This window comes from Rhizobium sp. CB3060, from assembly GCF_025200735.1.
In the GTDB taxonomy this organism is placed as follows: Bacteria; Pseudomonadota; Alphaproteobacteria; order Rhizobiales; family Rhizobiaceae; genus Rhizobium.
In genome coordinates, this window is sequence record NZ_CP104160.1 from 133,406 (window position 1) to 159,049 (window position 25,644).

General features: G+C 57.4%; 24 protein-coding genes. 6 read left to right on the forward strand and 18 right to left on the reverse strand.

The window, feature by feature from the left end; all coding sequences use genetic code 11:
* Positions 1-144 precede the first annotated feature (144 nt).
* Positions 145-441 carry a hypothetical protein gene (locus N2601_RS30190; RefSeq protein WP_260305668.1) on the reverse strand — a complete coding sequence of 99 codons (297 nt, stop codon included), beginning with the start codon at positions 439-441 and terminating at the stop codon, positions 145-147.
* A gap of 393 nt (positions 442-834) precedes the next feature.
* On the opposite strand from N2601_RS30190, the gene N2601_RS30195 reads away from it, so the two are divergent.
* The 3 genes from N2601_RS30195 (at position 835) to N2601_RS30205 (ending at position 2,634) form a co-directional block, all read left to right on the forward strand.
* A complete protein-coding gene (locus N2601_RS30195; protein WP_260305669.1) occupies positions 835-1,272 on the forward strand; it encodes a SyrB-like regulator in 438 nt (145 codons plus the stop codon).
* Positions 1,273-1,414: 142 nt separating this feature from the next.
* Positions 1,415-2,002: a hypothetical protein gene (locus N2601_RS30200; RefSeq protein ID WP_260305670.1), complete on the forward strand. Its 588-nt coding sequence runs from the start codon at positions 1,415-1,417 to the stop codon at positions 2,000-2,002.
* 38 nt (positions 2,003-2,040) lie between these two features.
* Positions 2,041-2,634 (forward strand): hypothetical protein, encoded by a 594-nt coding sequence (locus tag N2601_RS30205; RefSeq protein ID WP_260305671.1) that lies wholly within the window; start codon positions 2,041-2,043, stop codon positions 2,632-2,634.
* A gap of 156 nt (positions 2,635-2,790) precedes the next feature.
* On the opposite strand, the gene hypE is transcribed toward N2601_RS30205, so the two are convergent.
* The 16 genes from hypE to N2601_RS30285 all read right to left on the reverse strand — a co-directional run bounded on the left by hypE (position 2,791) and on the right by N2601_RS30285 (position 19,869).
* Positions 2,791-3,837: a hydrogenase expression/formation protein HypE gene (gene hypE / locus N2601_RS30210; protein WP_260305672.1), complete on the reverse strand. Its 1,047-nt coding sequence runs from the start codon at positions 3,835-3,837 to the stop codon at positions 2,791-2,793.
* Entirely contained in the window at positions 3,834-4,991 is a 1,158-nt protein-coding gene (gene hypD / locus N2601_RS30215) for a hydrogenase formation protein HypD (protein ID WP_260305673.1), read from the reverse strand. Before hypD ends, hypE begins: the two co-directional genes overlap by 4 nt.
* A complete protein-coding gene (locus N2601_RS30220; RefSeq protein WP_260305674.1) occupies positions 4,988-5,215 on the reverse strand; it encodes a HypC/HybG/HupF family hydrogenase formation chaperone in 228 nt (75 codons plus the stop codon). Before N2601_RS30220 ends, hypD begins: the two co-directional genes overlap by 4 nt.
* The gene (hypF, locus tag N2601_RS30225; RefSeq protein WP_260305675.1) at positions 5,206-7,479 is read right to left on the reverse strand and encodes a carbamoyltransferase HypF; all 2,274 of its coding nucleotides are present in this window, start codon (positions 7,477-7,479) and stop codon (positions 5,206-5,208) included. The genes N2601_RS30220 and hypF overlap by 10 nt, the downstream gene beginning before the upstream one ends.
* Before the next feature lie 2 nt (positions 7,480-7,481).
* On the reverse strand, positions 7,482-8,354 hold the full coding sequence (hypB, locus tag N2601_RS30230; protein WP_260305678.1) for a hydrogenase nickel incorporation protein HypB: 873 nt from the start codon (positions 8,352-8,354) through the stop codon (positions 7,482-7,484).
* The gene (hypA, locus tag N2601_RS30235) at positions 8,354-8,695 is read right to left on the reverse strand and encodes a hydrogenase maturation nickel metallochaperone HypA (protein ID WP_260305680.1); all 342 of its coding nucleotides are present in this window, start codon (positions 8,693-8,695) and stop codon (positions 8,354-8,356) included. Before hypA ends, hypB begins: the two co-directional genes overlap by 1 nt.
* Positions 8,688-9,692, reverse strand: coding sequence for a nickel-dependent hydrogenase large subunit (locus N2601_RS30240; RefSeq protein WP_260305681.1), 1,005 nt, complete (start codon positions 9,690-9,692; stop codon positions 8,688-8,690). Before N2601_RS30240 ends, hypA begins: the two co-directional genes overlap by 8 nt.
* 91 nt (positions 9,693-9,783) lie before the next feature.
* Positions 9,784-10,278: a hypothetical protein gene (locus tag N2601_RS30245; protein ID WP_260305682.1), complete on the reverse strand. Its 495-nt coding sequence runs from the start codon at positions 10,276-10,278 to the stop codon at positions 9,784-9,786.
* Positions 10,279-10,325: 47 nt separating this feature from the next.
* Entirely contained in the window at positions 10,326-11,021 is a 696-nt protein-coding gene (locus N2601_RS30250) for a hydrogenase expression/formation protein (protein ID WP_260305683.1), read from the reverse strand.
* Positions 11,022-11,374: 353 nt separating this feature from the next.
* Positions 11,375-11,650, reverse strand: a complete 276-nt coding sequence (gene hypC, locus N2601_RS30255; protein ID WP_445945067.1) for a HypC/HybG/HupF family hydrogenase formation chaperone — start codon at positions 11,648-11,650, stop codon at positions 11,375-11,377.
* Positions 11,651-11,802: 152 nt separating this feature from the next.
* Positions 11,803-12,393: a HyaD/HybD family hydrogenase maturation endopeptidase gene (locus N2601_RS30260; RefSeq protein WP_260305686.1), complete on the reverse strand. Its 591-nt coding sequence runs from the start codon at positions 12,391-12,393 to the stop codon at positions 11,803-11,805.
* Between the two features lies 1 nt (position 12,394).
* Positions 12,395-13,108, reverse strand: a complete 714-nt coding sequence (gene cybH, locus N2601_RS30265) for a Ni/Fe-hydrogenase, b-type cytochrome subunit (protein WP_260305687.1) — start codon at positions 13,106-13,108, stop codon at positions 12,395-12,397.
* Between the two features lie 11 nt (positions 13,109-13,119).
* On the reverse strand, positions 13,120-14,910 hold the full coding sequence (locus tag N2601_RS30270; RefSeq protein WP_260305688.1) for a nickel-dependent hydrogenase large subunit: 1,791 nt from the start codon (positions 14,908-14,910) through the stop codon (positions 13,120-13,122).
* Positions 14,907-16,019 carry a hydrogenase small subunit gene (locus N2601_RS30275; protein ID WP_260305689.1) on the reverse strand — a complete coding sequence of 371 codons (1,113 nt, stop codon included), beginning with the start codon at positions 16,017-16,019 and terminating at the stop codon, positions 14,907-14,909. Before N2601_RS30275 ends, N2601_RS30270 begins: the two co-directional genes overlap by 4 nt.
* 91 nt (positions 16,020-16,110) lie before the next feature.
* On the reverse strand, positions 16,111-18,129 hold the full coding sequence (locus tag N2601_RS30280; protein ID WP_260305690.1) for a flavin-containing monooxygenase: 2,019 nt from the start codon (positions 18,127-18,129) through the stop codon (positions 16,111-16,113).
* 717 nt (positions 18,130-18,846) lie between these two features.
* Positions 18,847-19,869: an L-histidine N(alpha)-methyltransferase gene (locus tag N2601_RS30285; protein ID WP_260305691.1), complete on the reverse strand. Its 1,023-nt coding sequence runs from the start codon at positions 19,867-19,869 to the stop codon at positions 18,847-18,849.
* 753 nt (positions 19,870-20,622) lie between these two features.
* Here N2601_RS30285 and N2601_RS30290 point away from each other — a divergent pair.
* From N2601_RS30290 to N2601_RS30300, 3 genes are all read left to right on the forward strand, one after another.
* A complete protein-coding gene (locus N2601_RS30290; RefSeq protein WP_260305807.1) occupies positions 20,623-21,801 on the forward strand; it encodes a cytochrome P450 in 1,179 nt (392 codons plus the stop codon).
* 34 nt (positions 21,802-21,835) lie between these two features.
* Positions 21,836-22,054, forward strand: coding sequence for a ferredoxin (locus N2601_RS30295; RefSeq protein WP_260305692.1), 219 nt, complete (start codon positions 21,836-21,838; stop codon positions 22,052-22,054).
* 514 nt (positions 22,055-22,568) lie between these two features.
* A complete protein-coding gene (locus tag N2601_RS30300) occupies positions 22,569-23,603 on the forward strand; it encodes a porin (RefSeq protein ID WP_260305694.1) in 1,035 nt (344 codons plus the stop codon).
* 117 nt (positions 23,604-23,720) lie between these two features.
* Here N2601_RS30300 and hemN read toward each other — a convergent pair whose 3' ends face one another.
* Positions 23,721-25,067, reverse strand: coding sequence for an oxygen-independent coproporphyrinogen III oxidase (gene hemN, locus N2601_RS30305; protein WP_260305808.1), 1,347 nt, complete (start codon positions 25,065-25,067; stop codon positions 23,721-23,723).
* Positions 25,068-25,644: the final 577 nt, after the last annotated feature.

The following is a 25,644-nucleotide window of genomic DNA, read 5'->3' on the forward strand; positions in this document are numbered from 1 at the left end:
CCCGTTGCAGGTGGATTTTCGGGTTCCAGTGCATCTGAAGGAGATGCTGTTGGCGCGTAAGATTGCTGGACTGTATGTGCTCGATCCGGCCAGGGAACTGCTCGGGGCATGCTATCCCAACCTGGTGCGGACGGCGGGCGAGGCTCAAGAAAAAAACGAGACGAGAACGGACAACCAGATCAAGGCGACTCCCAGCAACAGCGCTCGCCTGGCGGCTACAATCTTTTCCTGGCCTTCCTCCGCGACAGGGGTCGTTACAATCCAAGGAACTGAGCCAAGCGCTGCAAAACCGATGAGCGCCAAGATCACCACGATCAAATCGGACCGATGCCAGCCTCCTGGCTCATACACTCCCCAATAGCCGAGGAACGCCATTCCCACAGCGAACATGGTGGCGGAAGCAGAGCAAAGTCCGGGAACAGAACCTGATGGTGCACGCATTTCGTATCCTCTTTGTCGGTCGAACCAAGGGCGATTTCCATGACGGTGCAAACCGGCTTTGCACATATCTGTCAAGAATCGGGTGCCAGGTGAAGCATTGGTCTATTGCAAATGATTTAGGAAAATCCGAACATTGAACGAAGCGACCGATCGCAGAAGCTGGTAAGGGGGGCTCCCTTTCGTGGCAGAGTGAGGTTGCGGAACTCGTCTCGAAACAGAAGGCTCGACCTTGCAAGCTCGGCATTTTTTCATTCCATCGTCCGTAAGCCGCTGCTCGCCCTTTAGCCACGAGTTTTGACAGGTGCTGTCCAAAAAGTGAGCCACAAAAGCACCAATATTGACTCTGTCTTTCACTCAGCCGAAAAGGACTCCTGCCGACAGAGGGAGATACTCATGGCTGACGAGAACAATACTGGCACAATCACTGAGATGGCAGACACGAATATACCGGCAAAAACGCCAGCGCCAAAAAAACAGCGCGCTCCGCGACGTCCGAAAGCAGCTGCCGAGGCAGCGGGTACCACGCAGGTTGCGAAACCTGCGAAGGCGCCGCGAGGTCGCAGGAAGCGTAGCGAAGAAGCCGCAAGCACAAAGTCCGATCCTATCGAAATGCAGGTCGCTGACATCTCCGTCAAGGAACCCATAAAGGACACTGCAGCCAAGACGCCGCCACAGCAGTCCGTGCAAAAAGTAACGGCGGCCGCTTCGGCAAGGGACGAGATGGCGGATCTTATTCAGCTGGAAGAAGAGAATAAGAGGCTGCGTAAACTCTTGGCAGAGAAATTGCGTGCGGAAAATGCCGATCTGCGCAAGCGGCTCGGGCTAGATTGATCGCCGATCAACAGAGGGATGGTGGCGCAATCGACCTGAGCTATCCTTCTCGGCAGAAAATGCGTTCGCCGGGCTCGCCTTCCGAGCCCGGTGGCAAGCTGCGGCGCCCTTATAGATACGGACTGGTCGAGGTTGAAGCACTATGAAATTACCGTGGAAATTCCTTGCTCGATTAACTTCGCGGCGACAGTCTGCACCCGAAAGTTCGATTGGGCATGGTGTAGACACCGACGCACGCCAAAGCGAAGCACAAGACGTACCGCAGCTTGCGTTAAATCCACCAGAGCCCTCCAGTAGCTCCGAGCCCGATGAAAGCCGATCTATTGAGATCATAGCGATCGATTCAAAAGAATTCGAAGGTCAGGTCGAAATCGAAGGTGCGGCACCGGTTGATGGTGACGAGGTTCAAGAATTGTCGCCTCCGGAGATCGGGCAGCCGAGCGCTGAAGCTTCTGCGGTGCCGCCTAAAGGCGATGCGCGCAATGAGGCTCCACGCATACCGCGGACGAAAAAGCCGGCACATGCGAAAAGAGTTCACATTGACGTGACTGCGCAGGACGCTGCTGTTGCAAGAAATGCTCAAAATGAGACATCCTCATCGCCTGAGGAAGGCCTTTTCGAAGAGGTGACAAGCCTGGACGAGGAAATCACGCAACTGAGGATTCAATTGGCTCAAAAGCTGCTTTTGCAAAATAATCAGCTAAAAAAAATGCTTGAGCGATTCGACTGATCGTAAATCCTCCTTACGATCTTAAAGATGGGACATATATGAAAACACAGCAGCGAAAATTCGTTGTCGAGCTCAAATCGGCCCGGCGCAGGCCAACGATCCGGCCGGCTTCTATCTGGGGGGATACCGACCTCAAGACGCTGGCGCGCGAGGCGGAGGCAGACGCACCACATCTCTTCGAGCCTAACACCGTCTCAGATGTTCCGAAGCGAGAAAGCGAGCTGTGGTCGGATCCAAAACCTGAGACTCACCTCAACGACGACGTTGAAACCGGCGATGATAAGCGGATTTCGGAGTCCTCGCTCGAAATGGAACCAACGCGTCCGTCTCAGCAGGACAATGGCGCGATCTTCAACTCTGTTTTACAATCGAAAGAGGGGTCTTCCAGGCGGTCTCGAAAGAACACAAAGCGTCGACGTGAAGCGAATATCGATCTTAATGCGGACGCAACGACAAGCATGGTCAGCGCCCAATCAAACGGCAGCCACATCGATATCTCGGACGAGGAGCTAATCGCGCTTGAAGAAGAAAACCGGCGGCTTAAGGCTTTGCTGATGAAACATCTTCTTCTAGAAAATATGCAGATTCGACAGATGCTCGCGCGATTCAGCGATCAGCGCGAGATCTTGTGAACCAATCATGTTTATGTGGCAGCGCTTAGATCTCTTCATGGCCACAGGAGGGAGTGCTTACGGTTTACGGTGAAAGTATGCATGAAAGCTGCTCACCAAGCTCGTCGCTGCCTCCGGGTACGCATTCTTGCGTGGATGCGATATGCACAGCCGTGCTCAGCAGATCCGCGGCAACTGTTCGCCCCATAGCCAATCGACAATGCGACTGCCACCAAACGACGTCGCCATCTGGACGAAGCAATGGTCGTCAGCCTCGGCATGGCCGATCAATGCCGCCTGTGTACCCAACGGATGGGCGCGCATGACGGCGAGCAGCGCATTCGCAAACTCTGGCGCAACCAATACGACGAGCTTGCCCTCGTTGGCGACGTTGAGCGGGTCGAGGCCGAGCAACTCGCAGGTCGCGGCCACTTCCGGTTTGATCGGAATAGCCGCCTCGTCGATGCGGAGGCCGACATTTGAGGCATTGGCTATTTCGTTGAGTACCGCCGCAAGTCCACCGCGCGTTGGATCTCGCATCAGCCTGATTGACGATCCGGCGACCTCGACCATTGCCGCTACTAACCCGTGCAGCGCAGCGCAATCCGATATGATGTCCGTATCGAAATTCAGATTCTCGCGCTTCGACATCACAGCGACGCCGTGATCGCCTATCGAACCCGAGATGATCACCGCATCGCCTGCCCGCGCGGCATCGGAGCGTAGGTCGAGACCGGCTTGAATGATGCCGATGCCGGAGGTGGATATGAAGACGCCGTCGGCCTTGCCGCGCTCAACCACTTTCGTATCGCCAGTGATGATCGGCACACCTGCCTCGCGGGAGGCCGCTCCCATGGCGTCGGCAATTCGATTAAGATCTGCGAGCGGAAATCCCTCTTCAATGATGAAACCTGCCGAAAGATAGAGCGGGCATGCGCCGGCCATTGCAATGTCGTTAATCGTCCCATGCACCGCAAGCGAGCCAATATTGCCCCCTGGAAAGAACAGCGGCGAGACAACATAGCTGTCGGTGGTCATCACCATGCGCCCTGCCGGAACGGCAAATGCCGATTGATCGTTGCCAGCCCTGAGCCAGTCATTGTCGAAGGCCTTGTGAAAAATGTTCTTGACCAGCTGGTCCGTGGCGCATCCCCCCGCCCCATGCGAGAGATCGATGCGTCCCTTCCTGAGGTCGAGCCTCGACCTTTTGGCTTTCATGGTCATGCGATCGTCCTGCTGCTTTCTTCCGCCCTTCCCGGTTCGCGGAAACGGCCGTAGATCCAATGCGCGGCGCAGGCGCCTTCCGACGACACCATGCACGAACCCATCGGCGAATCTGGCGTGCAGACCTTATCAAACAGCTTGCAGTCGGAAGGCTTCTTCACGCCGCGCAGGATGGCGCCGCATTCGCAGGCCGGATTGTCTTGCGCCGCCGGCGTCACCATGTCGAAACGTTTCTCGGCGTCATATTTGGCATATTTAGGCCTGAGGCCAAGCGCACTATGGGGCATCGCGCCGAGCCCCCGCCATTCGAAGCATTCCCGCAATTCGAAGACATTTGCGATCTCGCGCTTCGCCTTTTCGCTGCCAAGGTTGGTCACGGCGCGGATATACTGGTTCTCCACCTTGTGGACGCCGTGATTGACCTGGCGGACCAGCATCAGGATTGAATAGATGACATCGAGCGGCTCGAAGCCTGCCACCACGATCGGCGTGTTAAATTCTTCGGCAAGGACTTCAAATGCCTGCGTACCAATGACCGTGCTGACATGTGCAGGGCCGAGCAATCCGTCGATCTTGATAGTGCCGAGCGTGCGGGCATCGGAGTTTTTAAGGATAGTCTGGATCGCAGCCGGTGTTAGCACGTGGTTTGAGAAGATCGAAAAATTTGGAAGGTCCTTTGCGATCGCGAACCGCAGCGCCAGCGCCGTCGGCGGCGTCGTGGTCTCGAAACCGATGGCGAAGAAGACGACTTGCCTGTTCGGTTCGGCTTCGGCGATCCTTAGCGAATCGAGTGTCGAATAGACCATGCGAATATCGGCGCCGGCCGATCTGGCCTGGAGCAGACTCGAGCCGTTTGAGCATGGCACACGCATCAAGTCGCCATAGGTGCAAAGCGTGATTTCTGGGCGCATGGCAAGCGTGATCGCCGCGTCGATGCGGCCGATTGGCAGCACGCAGACTGGACAGCCCGGTCCGTGAATCATCTGCACATTGGACGGCAGCAGGTCTTCAAGGCCATAGCGCGCAATCGCATAGGTATGGCCGCCGCAGAATTCCATGAAATGATAGCTGCGCGCCGGATCTACCGCCGCCGCTATTTGGCGAGCAATATCTTTGGCGAGCTTGGCATCGCGGAATTCGTCTATATATTTCACGCCGGACCTCCGAGGGCAGCTTCGCGGATCAAGGCAAGCGTCCTTTCCGCTTCTTCCGTGTCGAGCTTTGCAAGCGCGTAGCCGACGTGGAGGATGAGATAGTCACCGGGCGTGACATCCTCGACGAGTGCAATCGATATGACCTTCAAGACGCCGTCCAGCGTTACCTTGGCCATATTGTCTGGCAGCAATTCCACCACCTGGACAGGTAGGGCTAGGCACATGTCCGGTGCTCCCATATCTGGTCGCAGTCGTGTTGGATGACGTGCCGTGCATAGGCGGCCTGACCGAGCGCTATACCCCCGTCATTGGGCGGAACCTGGTGCGGCAGATGGGGCTCAAGGCCGTGGTCGCGCAAGGCGCTGCAGAGACCTTCGGCCAGAATGCGGTTCGTAATGCAGCCGCCGCCGAGCATGATCGTGCGCGTGCCAGCCTGCGATGCACCAAGGGCGGCCCAGTCGGCGAGGCCGCTGATCAGCGTGCCGTGGAATAGGTCTGCGGCCTGGCGGCGGCAAGGCCGCCGCTTCGCAAGATGGACGATGAGGGGTCGGAAATCGAGCAGGCCATCGGCGAGACTGTAGCCCCCGGCAAGACATTGGGGATTATCGGCGAGTGCTTCGAGCTCCATTGCTGCCTGCCCCTCATAGCTTTGGACGAGGCGGACGCCAGCTATTGCCGCCACTGCATCGAAAAGCCGCCCCAAGCTGGACGTATCGGCTGATTGCAAGCCGCGGGCAAACATCGCATCAAGTTGCGCGACGCCAGGATGTCCGGGCCAAAGCGTCGCCGCAAGGTCGCGGCGGCCGGCGGCCTGAAGAGCGGCAATTCCCATGCGCCAGGGCTCCCGCGCGACCCGGTCGGCCCCCGGCGCCGGCAAGGGCAGAAGCGAAGAGAGCCGCTGCCAGCGAGGACCGTCGACGACCAGCATTTCGCCTCCCCAACTACTGCCGTCGACGCCATAGCCATGGCCGTCGAGTGCAAGCCCGAGGACCAACCCGCCGGCCTGATGTTCCGCCGCCACGGCCGCGACGTGAGCAAGGTGATGTTGCACCGGCAGAAGCGGCAAATCCAAATGTTCCGCGATCCGCGCTGAACGGAAATCCGGATGCAGATCGCAGGCGGCAAATTCGGGCCTGACATCAAGGATAGAGCAGAGATGCTCGAGGGCCTCCCGCTGGAAACCGATCGCTTTGACATTGTCGAGACCGCCGATGTGCTGCGACAGGAACGCCTCGCGGCCCCTTGTCACGCAGATCGTGTTTTTAAGGTCCGCGCCGGTAGCAATCACGCATGGGCCGTCCTCGCCAAGATCGACCGGCTCCGGCACAAAACCCCGTGCGCGCCTCAAAAAGCTCGGCGCGCCGTCAATTACCTGCATGACGGAATCGTCAGCGCGAATGGCAATGTCACGGTCATGTGTGACGATCAGGTCGGCAATCCCGGCAAGCCGATGCATGGCATCATCATTATCTGATATGAGCGGTTCACCCTCCAGATTGGCGCTGGTCGCAATCAGAGCGGCGGGAGCACCGGCCGCGTCTGCTGCAAACGCAGCAAACAACAGGTGATGCACAGGCGCATGGGCGAGCAGAAGACCGATCCGACAGAGGCCGGGAGCGATGAGCTTGGAAAGGTGATCACACGCCTCTATAAGGACGATCGGGGCGGCGGTCGAGGCGAGCAAATCCTCTTGCGCCCGCGAGGGCCTGGCAAGTATTCGGGCTGTCTCAATGTCCGGCACCATGATCGCGAACGGCTTCTCGTCGCGCAGCTTGCGTCGTCGGAGACGATCAATTGCGGTATCATTGCGTGCATCGCAGAAGAGCTGGAAGCCGCCGATGCCCTTGATCGCAATGATCTGGCCATTCATGAGCCGTGCGGAAATCTCCGCGATCGGATGGCTAAGCTGTGGGCCGCAAACCGGGCAGGCGAGGGGCTCACTATGGAACCGCCGGCTCTCGGGGTTGGCATAGTCTGCGCCGCAAGCGCTGCACATCGGGAACGCAGCCATCGAGGTCCGGCCGCGATCATAGGGGAGCGCACGGGTGATGGTGAAGCGCGGGCCACAATGAGTGCAGTTGACAAAAGGATAACCGAAAAAGCGGTTGTCCGGATCATTCAGCTCACGCTGACATTCGGCGCAGGTCGCAGCATCGGCGCCAATGCGCGTTGCGCCGCGGCCGCCGACGCTTTCGAGGATTTCGAACATTTCGTCGCCGGCCGGCTCCAGTTCCAGCGTGTCGACGGAATCGACACGGGCAAGCGGCGGCGCCTCCTTCCAGACGCGTTCCGCGAAGCAGTCGACGGCTACGCCCTCGACCTCGATCAGCACGCCGGCGCTGTCGTTGAGCACGAAGCCGGCAAGCTGCATCATCCTCGCAAGCCTATAGACGAACGGCCGGAATCCCACCCCTTGCACGGCACCGCGCACACACACTCGCAACCGCCGGACACGATCTTCCGCCATGGATGCCAAGGCGCTCACCATCGTCAGACTACCTGCGAAGCTTTCGCGATCCGGGCCGCCTCAGCCTCCAGCCAGAAATAGAACGCTTCCATGCCTTCGCCGCTGCGCGCAGAAACCGTGAGAGTGCGAAGGCGCGGATTGACGCGCAGCGCATTAGCGATGCAGCGCCCGACGTCGAAGTCGAGATAAGGCAGAAGGTCGGACTTGTTGAGAATCATCAGATAGGCGGCCGCGAACATGTCGGGATATTTGAGCGGCTTGTCCTCGCCTTCAGTAACCGAAAGCACCACGACCTTATGGGCTTCGCCGAGATCGAAAGCGGAGGGACAGACAAGATTGCCGACATTTTCGATGAACAAGACCGAACCGGGCTCGGGCGCCAGGTCCTCCACCGCGTGGCCGACCGTGTGGGCGTCGAGGTGACAGCCCTTGCCGGTGTTGATCTGGATTGCAGGAACTCCGGTCTTGCGGATGCGTGCGGCATCGTTGGAGGTCTGCTGGTCGCCTTCAATCACGCTGATCGACATCCGGTCCTTGAGGTCGCGAATGGCGCGCACCAGAAAGCTGGTCTTTCCCGACCCCGGGCTTGAAACGAAATTCAGCGCAAAGATGCTGTTGCGGGTGAACAGAGCCCGGTTTTCGGCAGCATAGGCGTTGTTTTTGGAGAGGATATCCTTTTCGATCTGGACGATGCGCTCCGGATTCATGCCCGGGACATGCACGCCTGCAATGCGCTGATGATGTTGGAGTGCACCGTGTTCCGCGTAGTGACGATCATGATGATGTCCATGATCGTGCTGGTGACCGCGATGATGATCGTGGTCCTCGCCCTGCGCGCCTGTTTTGCTCTTGCCATCTTCCAACATTGCCATCTCGCAACCGCATACCGTGCACATCAGATCACCTCCATGTCCTTGATCCTCAATTCATCGCCCGCCGTCGTCTGTACCCTATACTGCCCACAATCCGGGCATGCGCCGAACCGCCTATCGAGGGGCACCGTCTTCCCACAATCGAGGCACCAGCCCTCGCCGGCGATGCGGTTGATTTCGAGTGCGGCATGTTCAGCAATCGTCCCACGCCGCACAGCTTCGTAGCAGAACAGGAGCGAATCCGGATTGATATGGCTCAAAACACCGACATCGAGGCGGATCGATTTGACTGCGCTCGCACAATTTAGCAGCGCCATCTCGCAGACGATGGCGATCACGCTCTCCATCAACGACATTTCATGCATGGGCGACATCGCGAATGTTAAGCCTGAACTCGACGCAGGGATCGAACAGCGCCGCTAGGCGAGAAACTGACCGGGCTGCCGCTTCATGAGCACCGATCCGCGATGACAGAAGGGTTTTGACAAATGGACCGGCCGGATGAAAATTCCATTCGGTAGGGGCCAGTATGCGGTAGGCACAAAGTTTCCCATTCGCGTCGATCTCGGCCTGATGATAAAGTCTGCCACGCCCGCATTCCACCACGCCAAAGCCGCCCGCGCCGCCGGGCACCGGACCACCGGCCATCAGTTCGGAAGGGTCATTATGGCCCTTGGCAAGACACGCGAGTTGCTTCAAGCAAAGGCAAACGTCGCGTATGCGTGCCATGAAGCGTTGCGCAAGGTGCGGATCGCCTGGCCTACTGGTATCGCAAAGTCGGGCATAAGCACCGGTTTCGACGACCCTATCGGCAAGATGCGGCAAGGCGCAGTAAGGCGCATCTTTGCAAAGATGGGCAACAACTTCGGCATCATCGGCGGCAGTCAGCGGATCAGGACGCCGGCCTGAAAAAGTTCGGTCATCCTTGATATTTTGAAAAATCACCGCGCAAGCCGAGCTATCCGCCGACAAGCCGCCGTCTTTGGCAATGCCGAGCCCCTCTGCGGCAGCGGCAAGCCGCCGCGCGTTGGCAGCCAGGGCACCAGGGTTCACTTTTTTCTCTCGCGATTCGCCGATGATTGCCTGCGACGCGGCCAGGGCGCCGCGCAGATATTTTCCCGCGCAAGCCACCAGACTTGCCGACATTGATGATGGCCAGTGCAAAATCAGCGCCCGCAATGTTTCGAATATCCGTTGAGCCAGCAATCCGGCTATCGTCGTCAACTGCTCCTCGATAGGCATCGGCAGGCCGGCTGCATTCAAAATGGCAAGGCGCGCGGCCACCGATTGCGAATAGCCACAGAGTGAAAAAACCCGTCCAGCAAGCACGGGCGCCTCTTCGGGTCGGCGGCCGATGAACATGCGTGCCAATTGTTCCGGGCGGTTGACCCTCACGCCCACGAAACGGGCATGCGCTTGCGACACTGTCACCTCGATCTGGATCGAGCCGGCGCTAAGGAGATAGGTCATGCAGCAAGCTCCCGAATCGCTCGGAAATTCCCCAAGGCAAATCACTGCGCTTGGGGCTGGCTGTTGGATTGGGCGGCGGCGCGAGCGCAACGAAGTTGAAAAATGCGCGTTTGGCCTTCAACACCGTCCCCATCGTTCCAAACTCCAAGACCATGTAAAACAGCAAGTAGGAATCAACACTGCCAGTCGTCGCGGATTCGCCGGCGATGAATTCGATCACACCTGCCTGCACATTCCGAGCCTTCCCTGCAGCAGCCAAAATCATGAAGCATGGCGTGGCGACGATGCCGGTCGTTCGCCCGCCGAATGCCGGCAAGCTCGTTTCAGCAGCGCCGAGCATGGGATCGATTGTCGCCCTTTCCTGAAGGCCAGCGTTCATCGCCAGCCTCAAGAACCTCGATGCGAGGATCTCGCAGGCGGAGAGCCAATCCTTATTGGGGTGTTCCTGCGACGTCCAGCATGTGCCGCCTTTCACCATGTCCTTATCCGAAACGGTCAGATGGTGGCCGATATTGTTTAAGCTGATCATTTGAAATAGGCCTCCTCGATATCACGCAGGTGTGCCGCGGATTCACGGAAATCCTCTTCAGTGGCGAGGACGACGGAGGGGATGTCGACGATCTGCAGCATGTCGAGGACGATCTTGTCCATGTTGTCGTAAAACTGTACGGACCAGACGTTTCGGGCCCCCGCCGCCGCCACGCGACAGGGGCGGTAACCCCGCGATGTCAGTTGTACGGGACCGCCTGCGAGCGTGACCTGCAGGAAATTCACATCCTCGATGCTCATCGGAAACAACGACAAAATGATAACATGCGCCGGATCGCCCTCCCGATACTGGACGATGCGATCACCGATCTCGGTCAGCAGGGGCATGACGTTCATAGCGCCAGGCGGCGCAGGTCCATGAGAGACCAGAGCCGGCAGCGCCGTGCAGGCCCGCCGCACCGCGATAGGAATGGGGCCGACCTCGATATATTCCGCAATGAGGTCGCCGCGGGAGTCGGCAAATCGAATATGCCAGACCCCGGCCACAACCGCTTCCTGGAACTGCGCCAGGACCCCGTAGGGCAGCGCCGCTACCCCGCAAACCTCGCCTTTGCCGAGCGTCTGCGTGATCAATTTCTTATCATTGTCATCGAATTCGAAAACGTCGAATAGCTGCCCCGGCTGGCCGGCCTTTTGCACCGCAAGCGTTGCAGCAATGTCGGATATGAGCATTTCGGCTCGGCGGCTTTGGCCATTTAGGGAGCCAACTGGGTAGGCTGGCATTGTCTGCTCCAAATCAGCGCGTAACAATCTCGCACTTGGCTTCTGCAAGCGGTGTACCAGTTGCTGAGAAAGTCCGGTCGTATGATCTGAAGGAAAATTCCGGCCGCGGTCTCATGCGGATGCGCACACGTGGCCCGATGCCTAGGCAGCCCGTTTCGCCTCGCAATAGTCAGCACGGAGGCAATCCGCCCGCAGCCGGTAGGATCGATCTCGTCTGTCTCCGGCGGTCGTTGGCGACACTCCACATGACAATGCGGCTGACAAGGATGAGGAGATTGCGTTCCGTTGCGAAATACGCACTGTCAGTTTTCCCGCAAATGAGACGGTAATTCCGGCTCGCCGGAGGTAAGATCGGCAAACAGCGCTTCGAACGACCGTCCTTCAATGGCTTCAGCAAGACCGGCCAACGCATCGTCGATCTTACGTGCTTCGTCGGCATCGAGCACCCGGACCGCAGATCCTAGATGAGTAAGAACGTACGTTCCAACCGGTTGCGGACCGACCAGCACCATCGAAATCGCAAAAACCGATCCGTGGCGCTGGCACTCCGCTGTAAATTCGCCGCCTGTCACCTGCATCGGAATTCCTATGCACATAATCAGTTCCTCGATCCGCCTGGGTTCATGCGTCGTAAACCGGAAGGGTTCCCGCGCGCGTCCTTAGGTTGAGATTTGGGCAGCTGGCGAACAGGAACGCAATCGACAACTGGCTCGGTCGCATCAAAAACCCCTCAACCGGTCAATTCGCAAGGATCGGCGCGCCGCTCGTAATGTGCAAAATCGATGTCGTTGGCGAGAAGAGCGGGCGCGGCGGCGGGGCGCGAACTGATGGCGACGCCCCATCGCTCCAGGATGCCGGCGGCTACTCTTACGGCGGCCGGGATTACGGCTTTGACGGGCTCAGTCACCGGTCCGCCCCAGTTATCAAGGTTCACCGGTTGGCAGCCGATCAGTGCGAGTTTTGCGGGATAGCGACCGAGAAGGTCCGCGGCGCTCAGAACTTCCTGGAAGCCTGTCTGGTGCAGGCTCATCTTTTTGGCGCCGGTGAATTTCGGCACGTCGCCATTCTCGACGATCTTCAGCGTGCCGGGCGCGAGGCCGAAGTCGACGGCGTCGAAGACAATCAGATGATCGGCTTCGGTCACATACTGCACGAGATAAAGACCCTGGGTGCCGCCGTCGAGCACGGTGACATTGGTTGGCACCGCATAGGCCTGGTGGAAGGCTTCCACAGCGCGGACGCCAAAACCTTCGTCCGCCCAGAGGATATTGCCAATGCCGAGCACCAGGACGTTCGGTTTGCGAGAGTTCGCTTCGTCCATCCTAGTCCTCATTGTGCTTGGACAGCCGCTCGCCCGAAATCATTGACGAAATGATGCTGTGGCAGCTGACGATGTCCTCGCGCACCGCGACATAGATATGAATCATTACGAAGATCAGGATCACCCACATTCCCAGATGATGGAAGGTATGGACGGCCTGGCTGTTCGGCGAGAGCCAGAATAACCAACCGAACAGCCTATATTCCCAGCTGTCGTGGCCGATGCCTTCACCATAAAGCGCAAATCCGGTGATCACCATGAAGATCAGCGGCAATGTGAACATCAGGAACATGACGGACTGCGACAGCGGACTGTGGCCGGCATATTTCAGCGCGTTTCCGGTGAGGAACGTGTAGAAGCGCAGCTCGTGCAGCCATTCGCTCCGGAACCGTCCGCTCCAAAAGGGAACGTAGAAGATTTGGCGTGCATGCACATTGCCGACGAAGACCCAGTAGATTCTGAGGATCAGGGCCACGGCCAGGATCTGGCCGGCGGCGAAATGGGCAAAACGGATATAGCCCATCAGGAAATTGACGCTCGCCTCGCCAGGTACCGCCGGTAATGGGCTGCCGATGAAATAGCCTGTCAGCGCCAGCACCAGGATGCAGAAAGCGTTTATCCAGTGCCAGAGGCGAACGGGCGCCTCATAGACGTACGCGTTTTCGTGCTCGCTGGCGCGCTCGCCATCGGCGTTTGAGATAGCGGAGATGCTCATGATCGTCCTTCTCATCTGACCTGGACCTTGGCCATTTCCTGACCGTCCGGGCTCATGATATGGGTGGAGCATGCAAGGCACGGATCGAAGGAGTGGAGGGTTCGGAGGATTTCAAGCGGCTGCGACGGATTCGACATAGGCGTGTCAATCAGGGAAGCCTCGAACGCGCCGATATTGCCGTCCGGATCGCGCGGACTGCCGTTCCAGGTGGTCGGCACCACACATTGATAATTCTCGATCTTGCCGCCCTTGATCTTAATCCAGTGTGCGAGCGCGCCGCGCGGGGCCTCGGTGAAGCCGACGCCCTTGACCTCGCAAGGCCAGGTCTCCGGCCTCCATTTGTGAATGAAGGCGGTGGCGCTGTCGCCGGCCTTGATGTTGGCGACCAGCTTGTTGTGGAAATAGCGCATCTGCCGGCCCGCCCAAACGGATTCGAGCGCGCGAGCGGCGGTACGCCCTAGTGTCGAAAATAACGCAGCGGTCGGCAGGCCGAGGTCCTTCAGGACCTTGTCGACCGGATCCTTGAATTCTGCCCTGCCCTGGGCGTAGCCTAAGACCCAACGGGCAAGCGGGCCGACCTCCATGGCGTGGCCGCGCCAGCGCGGCGCCTTGATCCAAGAATATTTTCCGCCTTCGTCCAGCGCTTGAATGTTGGTCTTGGTGCCCTTTGCATTCGGCCCAAGCTCGTATTGAGGCACGGTGACACCGTCCCAAGGGTGCAGGCCTTTGGCCTCGTCCGGATATTTGTACCAGGAGTGACTGACGAATTCCTGGATCTGCTCTGGATCGCAGTGGTCGACCGGCAGGACTTCATTGAAATTGCCGTTAATGATCGCGCCGCGCGGGAGCTTCAGGCTCGCCTCGGTGTAGTCATTTGCGTGTTCCGGAACGTCGCCATAGGCAAGCACGTTCTTGCCCGACAACCCGCCGCCGAAGAGCCAATCCTTGTAGAATGAACCGATTGCCATGATATCGGGCAGGTATACCTTCTCGTTAAACTCGATCAGCTGGTCGATCACCGACGAAATCAGGTTCAATCGTTCCATTGTGATTGCGCCGACGGCTCCCGTACCGTCGAGGTTGATCGGACAGGGCACTCCGCCGACGAGCCAGTTCGGATGCGGGTTTTTACCGCCGAAGATCGTGTGGATCTTGACGATCTCCCTCTGGAAATCGAGGGCTTCGAGATAGTGTGCTACCGCCATGAGGTTCGCTTCCGGCGGCAGCTTATAGGATGCATTTCCCCAATAGCCGTTCTTGAATGGACCAAGCTGGCCGGATTCGATGAACTTTCTTAGCCGTGTCTGGATGTCTTTGAAGTAACCAGGCGAAGACAATGGCCAATCGGACACCGATTGCGCAAGCGCCGAGGTGGCCTTCGCATCGGCCGTGAGGGCAGACATGACATCCACCCAGTCGAGCGCATGCAGGTGATAGAAATGCACGACGTGGTCATGAACCTGCAATGCCAGCTGCATCAGATTGCGGATCGAATTGGCGTTTTCCGGAATGGTTATGCCAAGCGCATTTTCAACCGCCCGCACCGATGTCAGCGCATGGGTTCCGGTGCAGACGCCGCAGATCCGTTCGGTGAACGCCCATGCATCGCGTGGATCACGATTTTTGAGGATGACTTCAATGCCGCGCCACATTGTGCCGGTGGAAACGGCATTGCGGATGATGTTGTCCCCATCGACATTGACCTCGACGCGCATGTGGCCTTCAATGCGGGTTACCGGATCGACCACAAGACGCTTGCCGGAGTTGTCAAGCGCGAAGCCATCTGGCGTTTGGATGGTCATCGTGATCTTTCCTGTCCCTGGCCGTTTTTAGGATCGGCTTTCCCGCGCTTGGCGGTGACCTGCTTGACGGCGGTGATTGCAGCGTGGGCAGCAATCGCCCCACCGACAACACCAGCTGCGGTCATGCCCATCTGGTCTGCAGTGGCTTCCACGCCGAACGGGCTGACCTCCGTCAGGCGCGAGTAAAAGCTTCCTGCGTCCCAGAAATTTTGTTCCGAGCAGCCAATGCAGCCATGACCCGACTGGATCGGGAAGGAGACGCCGCCATTCCAGCGAACGGTCGAGCAGGCGTTGTAGGTGGTCGGGCCTTTGCAGCCCATCTTGTAAAGGCAGTAACCTTTGCGCGCGCCTTCGTCGTCCCACTCCTCGACGAACTGGCCGGCGTCGAAATGAGCGCGCCGATAGCACTTGTCGTGGATGCGCTGCGAATAAAACATCTTCGGCCGACCCTGATGGTCGAGTTCGGGGAGCTTGCCGAACGTGGTGATGAAGGTGACGACGCCGGTCATCACCTCTGCGATCGGCGGACAGCCAGGCACTTTGATGATCGGCTTGTCGCGGATCACTTTGTCGATCGGCGTCGCCTTTGTGGGGTTAGGCTTTGCGGCCTGAACGCAGCCCGAAGAGGCACAGGTTCCCCAGGCGATGACAGCTAGGGCGCCTTCGGCCATCCATTTGAGTTTCTCGACGAAGGGTCGCCCGCCATCGATGCAGAACATCCCGCCTTCGTTGAGCGGCGGATTGCCTTCGACAGCGAGAATGTACTTGCCCTTGTGCTTCTCCCTGGTCTCTTCGAGGATCGCCTCGGCCTGGTAGCCGGCCGCCGCCATGATTGTGTCGTCGTAATCGAGTGAAATCATCGACAGGACTACATCCTTGGCCAGCGGATGTGCCGAGCGGATGAAGCTTTCCGAGCAGCAGGTGCATTCGAGTCCATGCATCCAGATCACCGGAACACGCTCTTTGGTTTCGAGCGCCTCGGCGATCGCGGCGGCCGTATCGGAGCCAAGGCCGAGGCAGGCAGCCGTCAGGCTGCAGAATTTCATGAAACTGCGCCGGGTTACGCCCTGGCGACGGATAACATCGTAAAACGTTTCGGTCGCGGCCATCCTGCTCCTCCACCTTCCCAACCCTGAGGCCTTCTTATCCACTGAGCGATTTCAATCCTCGATCTCAACTCGACCCCATGGCGACCGCCTTTCAAACCGCTTCAGCCGATGCCTTTGACTGTGAGCCGACGTTCCCCATCGTGTGGTAGTCACAAAGGTCTGCCTCCTTCGTCAGGTTCCAATAGTCGATAAGGCGCCAAGGGCTGTTTGTTACGATTCGCCCCCGGGCGTTGCGGAAATAGGTGGACATGCCGGGATGGCTCCAGATCATCTTCTGGTGCATTTCTTGGATCGTCCGGTTGTAGCGTTGATAGACGTCTTGCCGGCATTCCACCTCGGAGAGCTTCTTTTCACCCATCTGGCGCAAAACGCTCAGCACGTAATCCAGCTGGCTTTCGATGGTGAAGATGAAGTTCCCGCGATGACCGAGGGCTGTATTTGGGCCGTAGAGCATGAAGAAGTTCGGGAAGCCCGGCACAACGGTACCAAGATAGGCCTGACAGTTGTCATCGTTCCAGGCCTCACGTACTGTCACGCCATTGCGTCCGAATACCTGAACTGGAAGCAGGAAGCGTGTGATATCGTAGCCAGAGGCGACGATGAGAACATCTGATTCATGACTGTCGCCATTTTTCGCTTGGATCGACTTGCCTTCAATCTGCGCAGCAGCGCTGTCCACCAGATTGACTTGCGGCTTAAGAAGGGTTCTGTACCAGCCATTGTCCAGGAGCATTCGCTTGCCGAACGGCGGGTAGTCGGGAATGACCTTGGCCAGTAGCTCCGGTCGCCCTGCCAGCTGTTCTTCGATATATCGAGTACACGTCTCGCGGTGGCCGTCGTTCAGCGCATTCACAGAGCGATCGGGATGCGGCCACGCCGGGTCCTTCTGCAGGGACTCGTGCACTTGACTGTCAAAAATCCAACTGAGCCGCAGCCTGTAGAGCCATTCGTAGTGTGGTACCGCGCGGAGCAAGAACTGCATCGGCTCGGGAACCGGCATAAGAAATTTCCGAAAGGGTGCCGCCCATTGGCGCGATCGCTGGAAGATTGTCAGGGCACTCACCCGATCGGCGATGGCCGGGACAATCTGCATTGCCGATGCGCCGTTTCCGATCACAGCCACGCGTTTGCCGTCGAGCGTAACCCCGGGATCCCAATTGGAGGTGTGCACCACTAGTCCGTCGAAGTCACGCAGGCCGGGAATGTTTGGCCATTTCGGCGTGGTAAATCCGCCCACGGCTGAAATGACCACATCGGTTACAAGCGTTTCTTCCCGCCCGCCTGGCAAGCGCAATCGAGAATGCCAAGTGCGGCTTTCCTCGTCATAACGAGTGCACAGGCATTCCGTATCGTAGCGGATTGAGCTTTCAATCCCGAACTCGCAGGCGACCCGGCTGAGGTATTCATCGATTTCCTGCTGCAACGGGAAGAATTTGCTCCAGTCGCCACTGGCAAACGTGAAGGAGTATAGATGCCCGGGTGTGTCGACCCCGCAGCCAGGGTAGCGATGTGAATGCCAGACCCCGCCGGTGCGGGCTTGCTTTTCGATCTGGATGTAGGAAACGCCCAGTTGTCGCAGCCGAACTGCGGCTGCGATACCGGACATGCCGGCTCCGATGACAAGTATGCGGAAGTTGTCCGGCAAACACACCGGATCAGGAATCGCGCCTGAATACCTGCGCAGCTTGTGGATCATCATGTCAGCAAATTCCGGCGGAATAGGCTCAGCCTCTGACATGGATAGCATGCGGATCAACTCTTCCGCCGATAAGTCTGCCCTGGCGATGGGAACACCTTGGCGCCAAGCCGTGATGGCGCTCAGCGCTGCATCGCGAATCTCCGCCTGCAATTCGCTTGGCAGGCCACCGGAGTCGTTGTCGTCCCAGCCGCTTTTGGCGGGAATAAACCGCGGGCTTAGCCAATATTCTCGTCCTGTGAACTGATAAAGCAGGAGCAACAGGGTCGGGATATTGGCCGAAGGGAGTGCTTCGGCGATTCGCTGGCAAAACTGGTCGACGTCTTCTAAGTGAGCCATTGCTTGGGTTCCTGCGGTTGAAAGGATCTGGACCAATCGGCCAAGGCGTCGCGCCTGGGTGCGATTGCTGTCCAACTTCGCGGGTTCCACGACGGGCGTTTGGTGAGATTCTGCAGCAATTTGGCAAGTATCTAATTCAAAACGCGCCGGATCGGGCGGCATTGATCGCCGCGAACAAAAAGCCGCCTATTGCGGCGCCGTCAGATTGGGGGTTATGACGACGATGAGGGTTTGCTCGTGCGTTCGTCGCGACTACCCAAGCATAGCCTGATGCGTCTGCGCGGCCACGGCTCGATATTCCTCGGCGAACATGGCTTGTACCTTCTTCCGGATCTGGAGCGTTCCGCTCTCGGGCGACCGGGCATAGGTCCCGGCAGATAGTTTGGTGCTAGCATTTCGACATCTCCATGCGGGTACCGTCGGACCGTGACGCGTCTGCAAATGCTTCGCAGCAATATGCGTGCCAAAGGAAAATGTTTCTAGTTCAGCACAATCGATCAAACCGCCGGCGCGCATAACCGGCGTTTGTCGCACATCGGACAAGACCAAGCGACTTTGACCTGTTAGCCGCCTGGCGAACGCGAGAGCCTGCTGTCGATCTCCTCGCCGCGACATTGAGTTCGCGGCCGAGCGTCTCGGCCGTGAAAGTTGCCCAGTTCTAAACGCCCGACACTCCATCCCGCTATGAATGTCAGGGACCATACTTGCTGCCAGACATCGGCGGAATGGCCGGTTATTGCCAATTGCGTGCAAGGCTTGGCTCTTCGCCGACAGCGGCGAATAGACTTGTTCTCAGGTCGCCTTTTCCAGCACGTGAATGTCTGAGCCGGCGTCATCTGAAAGCACATCAACCGACATAAGCCCTGCGAGGTTCGCGCATTCCCTGAAGAAATCTTCGGAAAAAGAAAACGAGTTCTTTAAATGCAACCGATCACCATCTTTCAATTCGATGCTTTTTCCGTTGAGCCGAAACGACAAACTTCTATTCACGATCGCGGTGTGGATCACCTGCATGAAGTTGTCGTCGCCTCTTATATCCGCCTCATACTCAAACACTTCTGGATCAAAGTTATCGTCGATGGGTAATTCTGCCTTCATTCGATAGAACACGTTCAGCTGAAATTCTGGATGCGCTTCGTAGTAAGCTTTTGCGACATGCCACCTGAGATCCGAGCCAATTGAGATCGCAAGCCAGCACCTCTCAGCGCTGTTCGATATCCTTCTCAACGCCTGGACGACCGCCTCAACCGGAGGGGCCTCACTTATGGCGGCTGCGAGGTTCCCAAATGTGCGTCCAAACATGACGACCAATGCCGTTTCCTCATCGGAAAAAAAGCGTCGCCCAGAAAATATGTCATCTCGTATGAATTCGATCTTCAGGTCGAACGGTGGCGGCGATCGCTCTATGTCCCCGAGGAACTCGTTCGAGCGATCAACCAGTACGCAACGTGAGGTCTTTCCGCGCAACTCCGTTGCAAGGGGAAGGGTCTTCTGCTGAAATGCCCGCACTGTTCCGGGGCCGAAGTCGAGAATTGACACCCCTTTTTGAGATCGCTCGCCCCGAGGCCATCGGACATACTCTTTTACTCTCTGCTGAAGTTCTTGCGCCAACTTGATCTCGGCGTCCACCATATTGGTTGTCCCGGTATCGCGCGCATTGTTCATCCTTTCGGTTTCAGCCCTTGCCCACAACAGTGCGCCGCTCATCGAATTGCCGTCCCGGTCACGTCCAGTGTGGTGAGCGTATTGTTCGGGACCCAAGTCTGCCGCATATTTTTGCTGAAAAAGCTTTGAACTTGTTTCAAGAAAGCTCACAACTGCTCTCCTCTGTGAGTGGCGATGGATAGGGCGACAGGCGAAACTTCGCACAGGAAATTCATTCCCCTTGCAAGCATTGAGGGCCTGGTTCGTGGCGACGGTCTTCTGCGCCATGCGCATGGCGATGTATTTGCGGCTACCCGCCTCCTTGTGGGGCCGATTGTCGGATTTTCCTCAACCAGTAGGTTGGCGGCGGTTTAGGCATTATTCAGGCCAAGCCAGAACATCGTTTTAAAACAATGAAATGATACTCGCGCATCTTTGACGGTGCCGGCGCTGTCGGAAGTGCGACACCGCTACGGCGGGCGTTTGCTCGTCGACCGCTATGCCAGTTTCTTCCGCGAGCGCGATCGCACTACGTCGATTTTGTTAGCTCCCCGACACAAGCTTTTTCAGCTTGCTCGGATCAAACAGCCGAAGAGCGCCGGGAAGATTGCTTTTCGGCCGACCAACGGACCTGGCATGAATGTTGAAGTCTCTATACGAGGCGATCGGCGCGTCCGGCACGTTTGGGTGGCCTCCTCATTGGGGGAGTGTCGGGTCGCAATCGACCGGACGACCAGATTGCGACTGTCACGAGCCGGAGTTGCCGAATATCGGCAATCTCGCCCTCTTGGCTTTTTGATGGGCAGGTGAACCGCGACAGTGAGACTTCAGCTGCCAAAGAACAACACGGCGCAACGCAGCCGGCCGCCGTAAAGGAGAAATCAACTCGTGAGTGACCCGATTCCAGATCATGTTCCGCGCGAAATGGTGAGCGACTTCAGCTTGTTCACGTCACCCGGCATGCAACGCATCCCCAATGGCGATCCCCATGGAGCCGCCGCTCGTGTTCACGCCGGACCTCCAATCTTTTATTCACTCCACAATACGCGTGATGGTCGTGGCACTTGGCTCATCACCCGGGCCAACGACCAACGCAAAGTGCTGCAGGACCTCGATACTTTTTCCAGCCACCGCAGCCTTTTCGCCTCTGCGCTCGGTGACGACTGGCCGTTGATCCCACTTGAGCTCGATCCACCGGCCCACGGCATCTTTCGCTCCCTGCTTAACCCCCTGTTTTCGCCAAAACGAGTGATGGCGCTGGAACCCTCTATCCGTGCGCGAGCAATCACCATTGTCGAAAAGATCTCCGAGTCGGGCAAGAGCTGCGAGGTGATGAAAGACTTTGCCATTCCGTTCACAGTTGGCGTCATTCTTCAGTTTTTGGGACTATCGGCTGAACGGCTCGACATATTTGTCGGCTGGGCGAAAGGCCTTCTTCAGGGAGACAAGGTCCAGCGATCGGCAGCGGCTCGAGCTATTCTGGAGTTTATCGATGAGCTTGCGGCCTTGCGCCGCAAAGAACCGGCCGACGATTTCATGACCTTCGTCGTGCAGGCACAGATTGATAACCGTCCGCTGACCGACAAAGAAGTCCGCGGCATCGGCGTATTATTGTTCGTAGCGGGGCTCCATACGGTCGCAGCCGCGATAGGCTTTGACTTAGCCCACCTGGCGCGCAACGCAAAGGACCAGAGTTTATTGCGCAGTGAACCGGAACGGATTGTGCTCGCAACCGAAGAATTGTTGCGGGCCTATTCGACCGTACAGATGATCCGGGTGGCCACAAAAGATATCGACTTCGAAGGCGCGCCGATTCGCAAAGGGGATTATGTTTGCTGCGCCGCGATGATTGCCAATCGTGATCCGGCGGAGTTCGAGGATCCCAACGTGATCGACCTTGCACGCGAGGACAACCGCCACACCGCGTTCGCGTCTGGTCCCCATCGTTGTCTTGGTTCGCACCTTGCCCGGCGGGAGATCATCATCGGCTTGGAGGAATGGCTGTCTCACATCCCTCATTTCCGTATCAAGGAAGGTACGGCCCCAATAACCCATGGCGGCCATGTGTTCGGGATCGAGAATCTCGTCCTGGATTGGTCATAACTCGAGCGCCGCTGTGCAGAATCGGAGGTTAGGCATGCACATCATCGTCCACAATGCCAAATGCCATGGGCACGCGCGATGCTGGTCCCAAGCGCCGGAGATCTTCAAGCTGGATGATGATGGTTATATCCTGCCCGGCAATATCAACGTTGCTGCAGGGAACGAATCTTACGCATCACGCGGTGCTCGATCATGTCCCGAACGTGCGCTGGAAATCAACCGCTCATCCGATACAGCGCCAGTCATGGCGTGAACTGATGCTTTGGACTTGCAAGGGATGAGCAGACGTTTCGATCGATGATCCACAATGTTTTCAAATGCCGCTAGCTGCAAACACGGGTCGATGTCGCTGAGCTCTGTCGGCTATGCGACAATGGCGGACTTGCAAGCGAGCTGTTTCAAAAAAGTTACATTGCAAAACAAAGGATTTTTCCTGCGGCATGCATATTGCTGCGAGCCATTTGCGAACGCTTCCCGATCAAAGTTAACAGAGCGGAAATGTCGAAAATGTCAGCAAAATGCTCTCTGCCGCGGCCTAGCTCCTGTCGTCAGATTTCCAGACGCAATGGAGGGATCTGGCCTTGTTTCCAAGGAATAGCCAGGCCGAATTGTTCCTTTTGAAAGCGTAGCCAGCCAGGCCTGCTCAAGGGCGGGAGTGAATCCCTGATCCCGATTCAGAAGCATAGGAATTCGCTTTCAACGACGATTGCTGAGCAGGCGTTCAGCGCGCGTGATGAATTCTCGTTGACCTAAACATTGGAGCTTCAGTGAATATCAGAACCATTCTTCTCGGCGCGATTGCAACACTTTCAGTCGCGCCTTCCGTACGCGCTGCCGATCAAGTCGTCGCCATAGAGCCGGAACCGGCTGAACTTGTCCGTATCTGCGATGCCTACGGCAAGGGCTATTTTTATATCCCCGGATCTGAAACCTGCATGCAACTCGGCGGTATGGTCCGCACGCAAGCATCGTCATACAATCCTTATGCCCCAGTAGAGCCCAGCGGTACCACCTGGCTGACGCGAAGCGAAATCTACGTCAATACGGAGACGGAGACTGAATATGGCCCCCTGAAGACGACGACGACTCTACGGTTCGATTATACGGACGATAGTAACACGCTCGGCGCCGATCTGCCTTTGGCGAATATCTCGCTTGGCGGTTTCCTTATCGGGCGCGCCGGCTCTCAATACAATGATTGGATCGGTTATGCCGGCAATGTCGTCAATCCGGATGTGATCGGCAATGGCCCTATCAAGTTGAACCAACTTTCGTATTTTTATGACTGCGAAAACGGCATGTTCGGTGTGGTCTCGATCGAAGACAGTTTTTCGACGAGTGTGAATCCTAGCAGCGCAGATCATTATGCGCCGGACGCAGTGGCTGGTCTTGGCTACAAGACTGGTCCTTGGTCGGTAAGAGTTGTCGCTGGTTATGATTCCATTGTCGAGGAGGGCGCAGTCAAGGCTCGTATCGATGCCGATTTTGGCCTCATCAGTGCATTCCTCATGGGAGCTTGGAATACAGATGGCAGCAAGATCAACAAATATGCGAACGGTGACGTTACTGGAAGCAGCGGCGATTGGGCGCTCTGGGGCGGCAGCACGATCAAGATCAATGATAGGTTAAACTGGAATACGCAGTTCGCATATGCCGATAACAAGACGTTCCAGGCGGCGACAACGGTCGAATGGTTCGCAACCAGAGACCTGAAAATCGAGCCGGAAATATCCTATGTGAACTACGACCGGATCAAGAATGAGACTTGGGCCGGCGCGCTTCGGATTCAGCGGTCGTTTTAAGATTTAACCGACGGGGAGGGAGGACGGATGGCCTCCTGCCAAACATCTCGAGAAACTCGTAGTCGATAAAGTCCCGTGATCGCTGATTAAGCTTGTTTGCACTTGCTTCTTGACGGGCTAGAGGGGTGGGCGGCCAAGATAAGCATCGAATGCGGAGGCGACAGCGCGAAGCGCAAAGCGACACTCCTGCCGCACACGGACCAAACCGTTGTCGATGTCCACTATCCCGTCCTCAGCCAGAATGTGCAACTGCTTAGCGGAACTGAGTAAATGGATCGGATCAAATCCGTGAGCCGTACAGATTGCTGGTACGTCTGCTTCCAAGTAGCACATGAGTTGCTCGATGATCGCCGCCCGTACGCGATCTTCGACGGTGAGACGATAGCCTTTTGATGTCGCCAAGTGGCCGGACGCAATGGATCGGTTATAAGAGTCTTGTGGGAGTTCGTTTTGAACGTAACCTTCGCCGCAACGACCGATCGCCGAAGCGCCGAAGCCGATCACAGTTTGGCGTGTTTCGGCCGAGTAACCAAGGGAATTGCGCTGAAGACGACGAGTCCTCTGCGCCAGCGCAAGCTCATCATCCGGCAGAGCGAAATGGTCGAGCCCGATTTGCAGATAGCCGGCGGCAACTAACGTGTCGGTCATGACTGAGGCCTGCTCGGCGCGCGCGGCTATATCGGGCAATGCTGCCCGGTCAATCAAGCGCTGATTTTTTCTATAGGAGGGAACGTGCGCATACCCGAAAACCGCGAGGCGGTCGGGACGCATCTCAATAGCTAACATCGCGCTCTGGCGACAGGACTGGACTGTTTGATACGGTAAACCAAACATCAGGTCGAAATTGATGCGCCCTATTCCGTGCAGGCGCAGGTTCTGGACGGCAGTCATCACCTGCGCCTCGCTCTGAACCCGGTTGATCGCTTTTTGTACGATGGGATCGAAGCTCTGCACACCGACGCTTGCGCGGTTCACACCGGCTTTTTGCAAGGCTTCGGCCATATCGGTGGTGAACGTACGCGGGTCGACCTCGATAGCGATGTTAGCCGCTTTCTCGAACGCGAAGCGGCCGCGCAGGAGTTCCATAAGCGACAGGAAGTCTGCTGGCGGCATGATGGTCGGGGATCCGCCTCCGAAGTGCACGTCGCTCGCCGGGAGTGCCTGCGGCGCTAGCTCGGCGACCAAGCGGATCTCCTCACGCAGCACTGCGAGATAATTGATGATCAAATTATCCAGACGAGTGATGCTCGTCGGAAAACCACAATACCAGCACATCGAGCGGCAAAATGGAATGTGAAGATAGAGCGAAACAGCGTTATCAGTTGGCAGGCTCCTCAGCCATTCCTCATAGGTCTCGGCGCCGATTGCTGAGGAAAACTCCTGTATCGTCGGATAGATAGTATACCAAGGTAAATGCGATCCACTATGTTTTTTCGAGAGGAAAGTTGATGACGATGCGCGCAATGACTTTCGTCTCCAGTCCGGCTTGTCATGTCCAGATTTCACGCGCCGTCTTCCTTTCGATCAAATGGGATTCAGTGCTTGAGGGGGGTGCTTTCGCCGCCAGGCATCATGGCTTCCCGCCGTCTTTCACCGGGCAAAAGGCATGCCATTCGAGTTGAAGATCGAGAACTTGCAGCTGGTCGAAGTCGCTATAAGCAGCTGCCCTTTGGTTTGAATTGGGAAAGACGTTTGCGCTCAACTACTGCGCATCTAGCATCTAATTGTGACGCTCCATGCCCGGACGCCTTGAACCAACCGAACGTTATACTTTTGACAATGTCCGACATTGGACAATGGTACCGCGCATATTACCTTGTTTCGACAGCAATTTTCGTTTGGCATAATGTATGCCTAACCATCCGCGATACACTGCGCCGAGGGAGAGGAGCCGTGTCGGCATCAGCTCCAGGAGGCGGGCATAGTTGCTGAGACAGCGCTTTGGTCGAACGCTTTGCACATTTGTACTCAGCTTGGTGGCTCCGGGTAAGGGGACTCTGTTTGGCCATCGGTCGCCGGTCAACCGAACGGCCTTAACTCC

Coding starts and splice junctions, on each gene's coding strand:
- N2601_RS30190 (WP_260305668.1), bottom strand. CDS start 441: ATGCGTGCACCATCAGGTTCTGTTCCCGGACTTTGCTCTGCTTCCGCC.
- N2601_RS30195 (WP_260305669.1), top strand. CDS start 835: ATGGCTGACGAGAACAATACTGGCACAATCACTGAGATGGCAGACACG.
- N2601_RS30200 (WP_260305670.1), top strand. CDS start 1,415: ATGAAATTACCGTGGAAATTCCTTGCTCGATTAACTTCGCGGCGACAG.
- N2601_RS30205 (WP_260305671.1), top strand. CDS start 2,041: ATGAAAACACAGCAGCGAAAATTCGTTGTCGAGCTCAAATCGGCCCGG.
- hypE (WP_260305672.1), bottom strand. CDS start 3,837: ATGACCATGAAAGCCAAAAGGTCGAGGCTCGACCTCAGGAAGGGACGC.
- N2601_RS30220 (WP_260305674.1), bottom strand. CDS start 5,215: ATGTGCCTAGCCCTACCTGTCCAGGTGGTGGAATTGCTGCCAGACAAT.
- hypF (WP_260305675.1), bottom strand. CDS start 7,479: ATGGTGAGCGCCTTGGCATCCATGGCGGAAGATCGTGTCCGGCGGTTG.
- hypB (WP_260305678.1), bottom strand. CDS start 8,354: ATGTGCACGGTATGCGGTTGCGAGATGGCAATGTTGGAAGATGGCAAG.
- hypA (WP_260305680.1), bottom strand. CDS start 8,695: ATGCATGAAATGTCGTTGATGGAGAGCGTGATCGCCATCGTCTGCGAG.
- N2601_RS30240 (WP_260305681.1), bottom strand. CDS start 9,692: ATGTTCATCGGCCGCCGACCCGAAGAGGCGCCCGTGCTTGCTGGACGG.
- N2601_RS30245 (WP_260305682.1), bottom strand. CDS start 10,278: ATGGTGAAAGGCGGCACATGCTGGACGTCGCAGGAACACCCCAATAAG.
- N2601_RS30250 (WP_260305683.1), bottom strand. CDS start 11,021: ATGCTCATATCCGACATTGCTGCAACGCTTGCGGTGCAAAAGGCCGGC.
- hypC (WP_445945067.1), bottom strand. CDS start 11,650: ATGCAGGTGACAGGCGGCGAATTTACAGCGGAGTGCCAGCGCCACGGA.
- N2601_RS30260 (WP_260305686.1), bottom strand. CDS start 12,393: ATGGACGAAGCGAACTCTCGCAAACCGAACGTCCTGGTGCTCGGCATT.
- cybH (WP_260305687.1), bottom strand. CDS start 13,108: ATGAGCATCTCCGCTATCTCAAACGCCGATGGCGAGCGCGCCAGCGAG.
- N2601_RS30270 (WP_260305688.1), bottom strand. CDS start 14,910: ATGACCATCCAAACGCCAGATGGCTTCGCGCTTGACAACTCCGGCAAG.
- N2601_RS30275 (WP_260305689.1), bottom strand. CDS start 16,019: ATGGCCGCGACCGAAACGTTTTACGATGTTATCCGTCGCCAGGGCGTA.
- N2601_RS30290 (WP_260305807.1), top strand. CDS start 20,623: ATGGTGAGCGACTTCAGCTTGTTCACGTCACCCGGCATGCAACGCATC.
- N2601_RS30295 (WP_260305692.1), top strand. CDS start 21,836: ATGCACATCATCGTCCACAATGCCAAATGCCATGGGCACGCGCGATGC.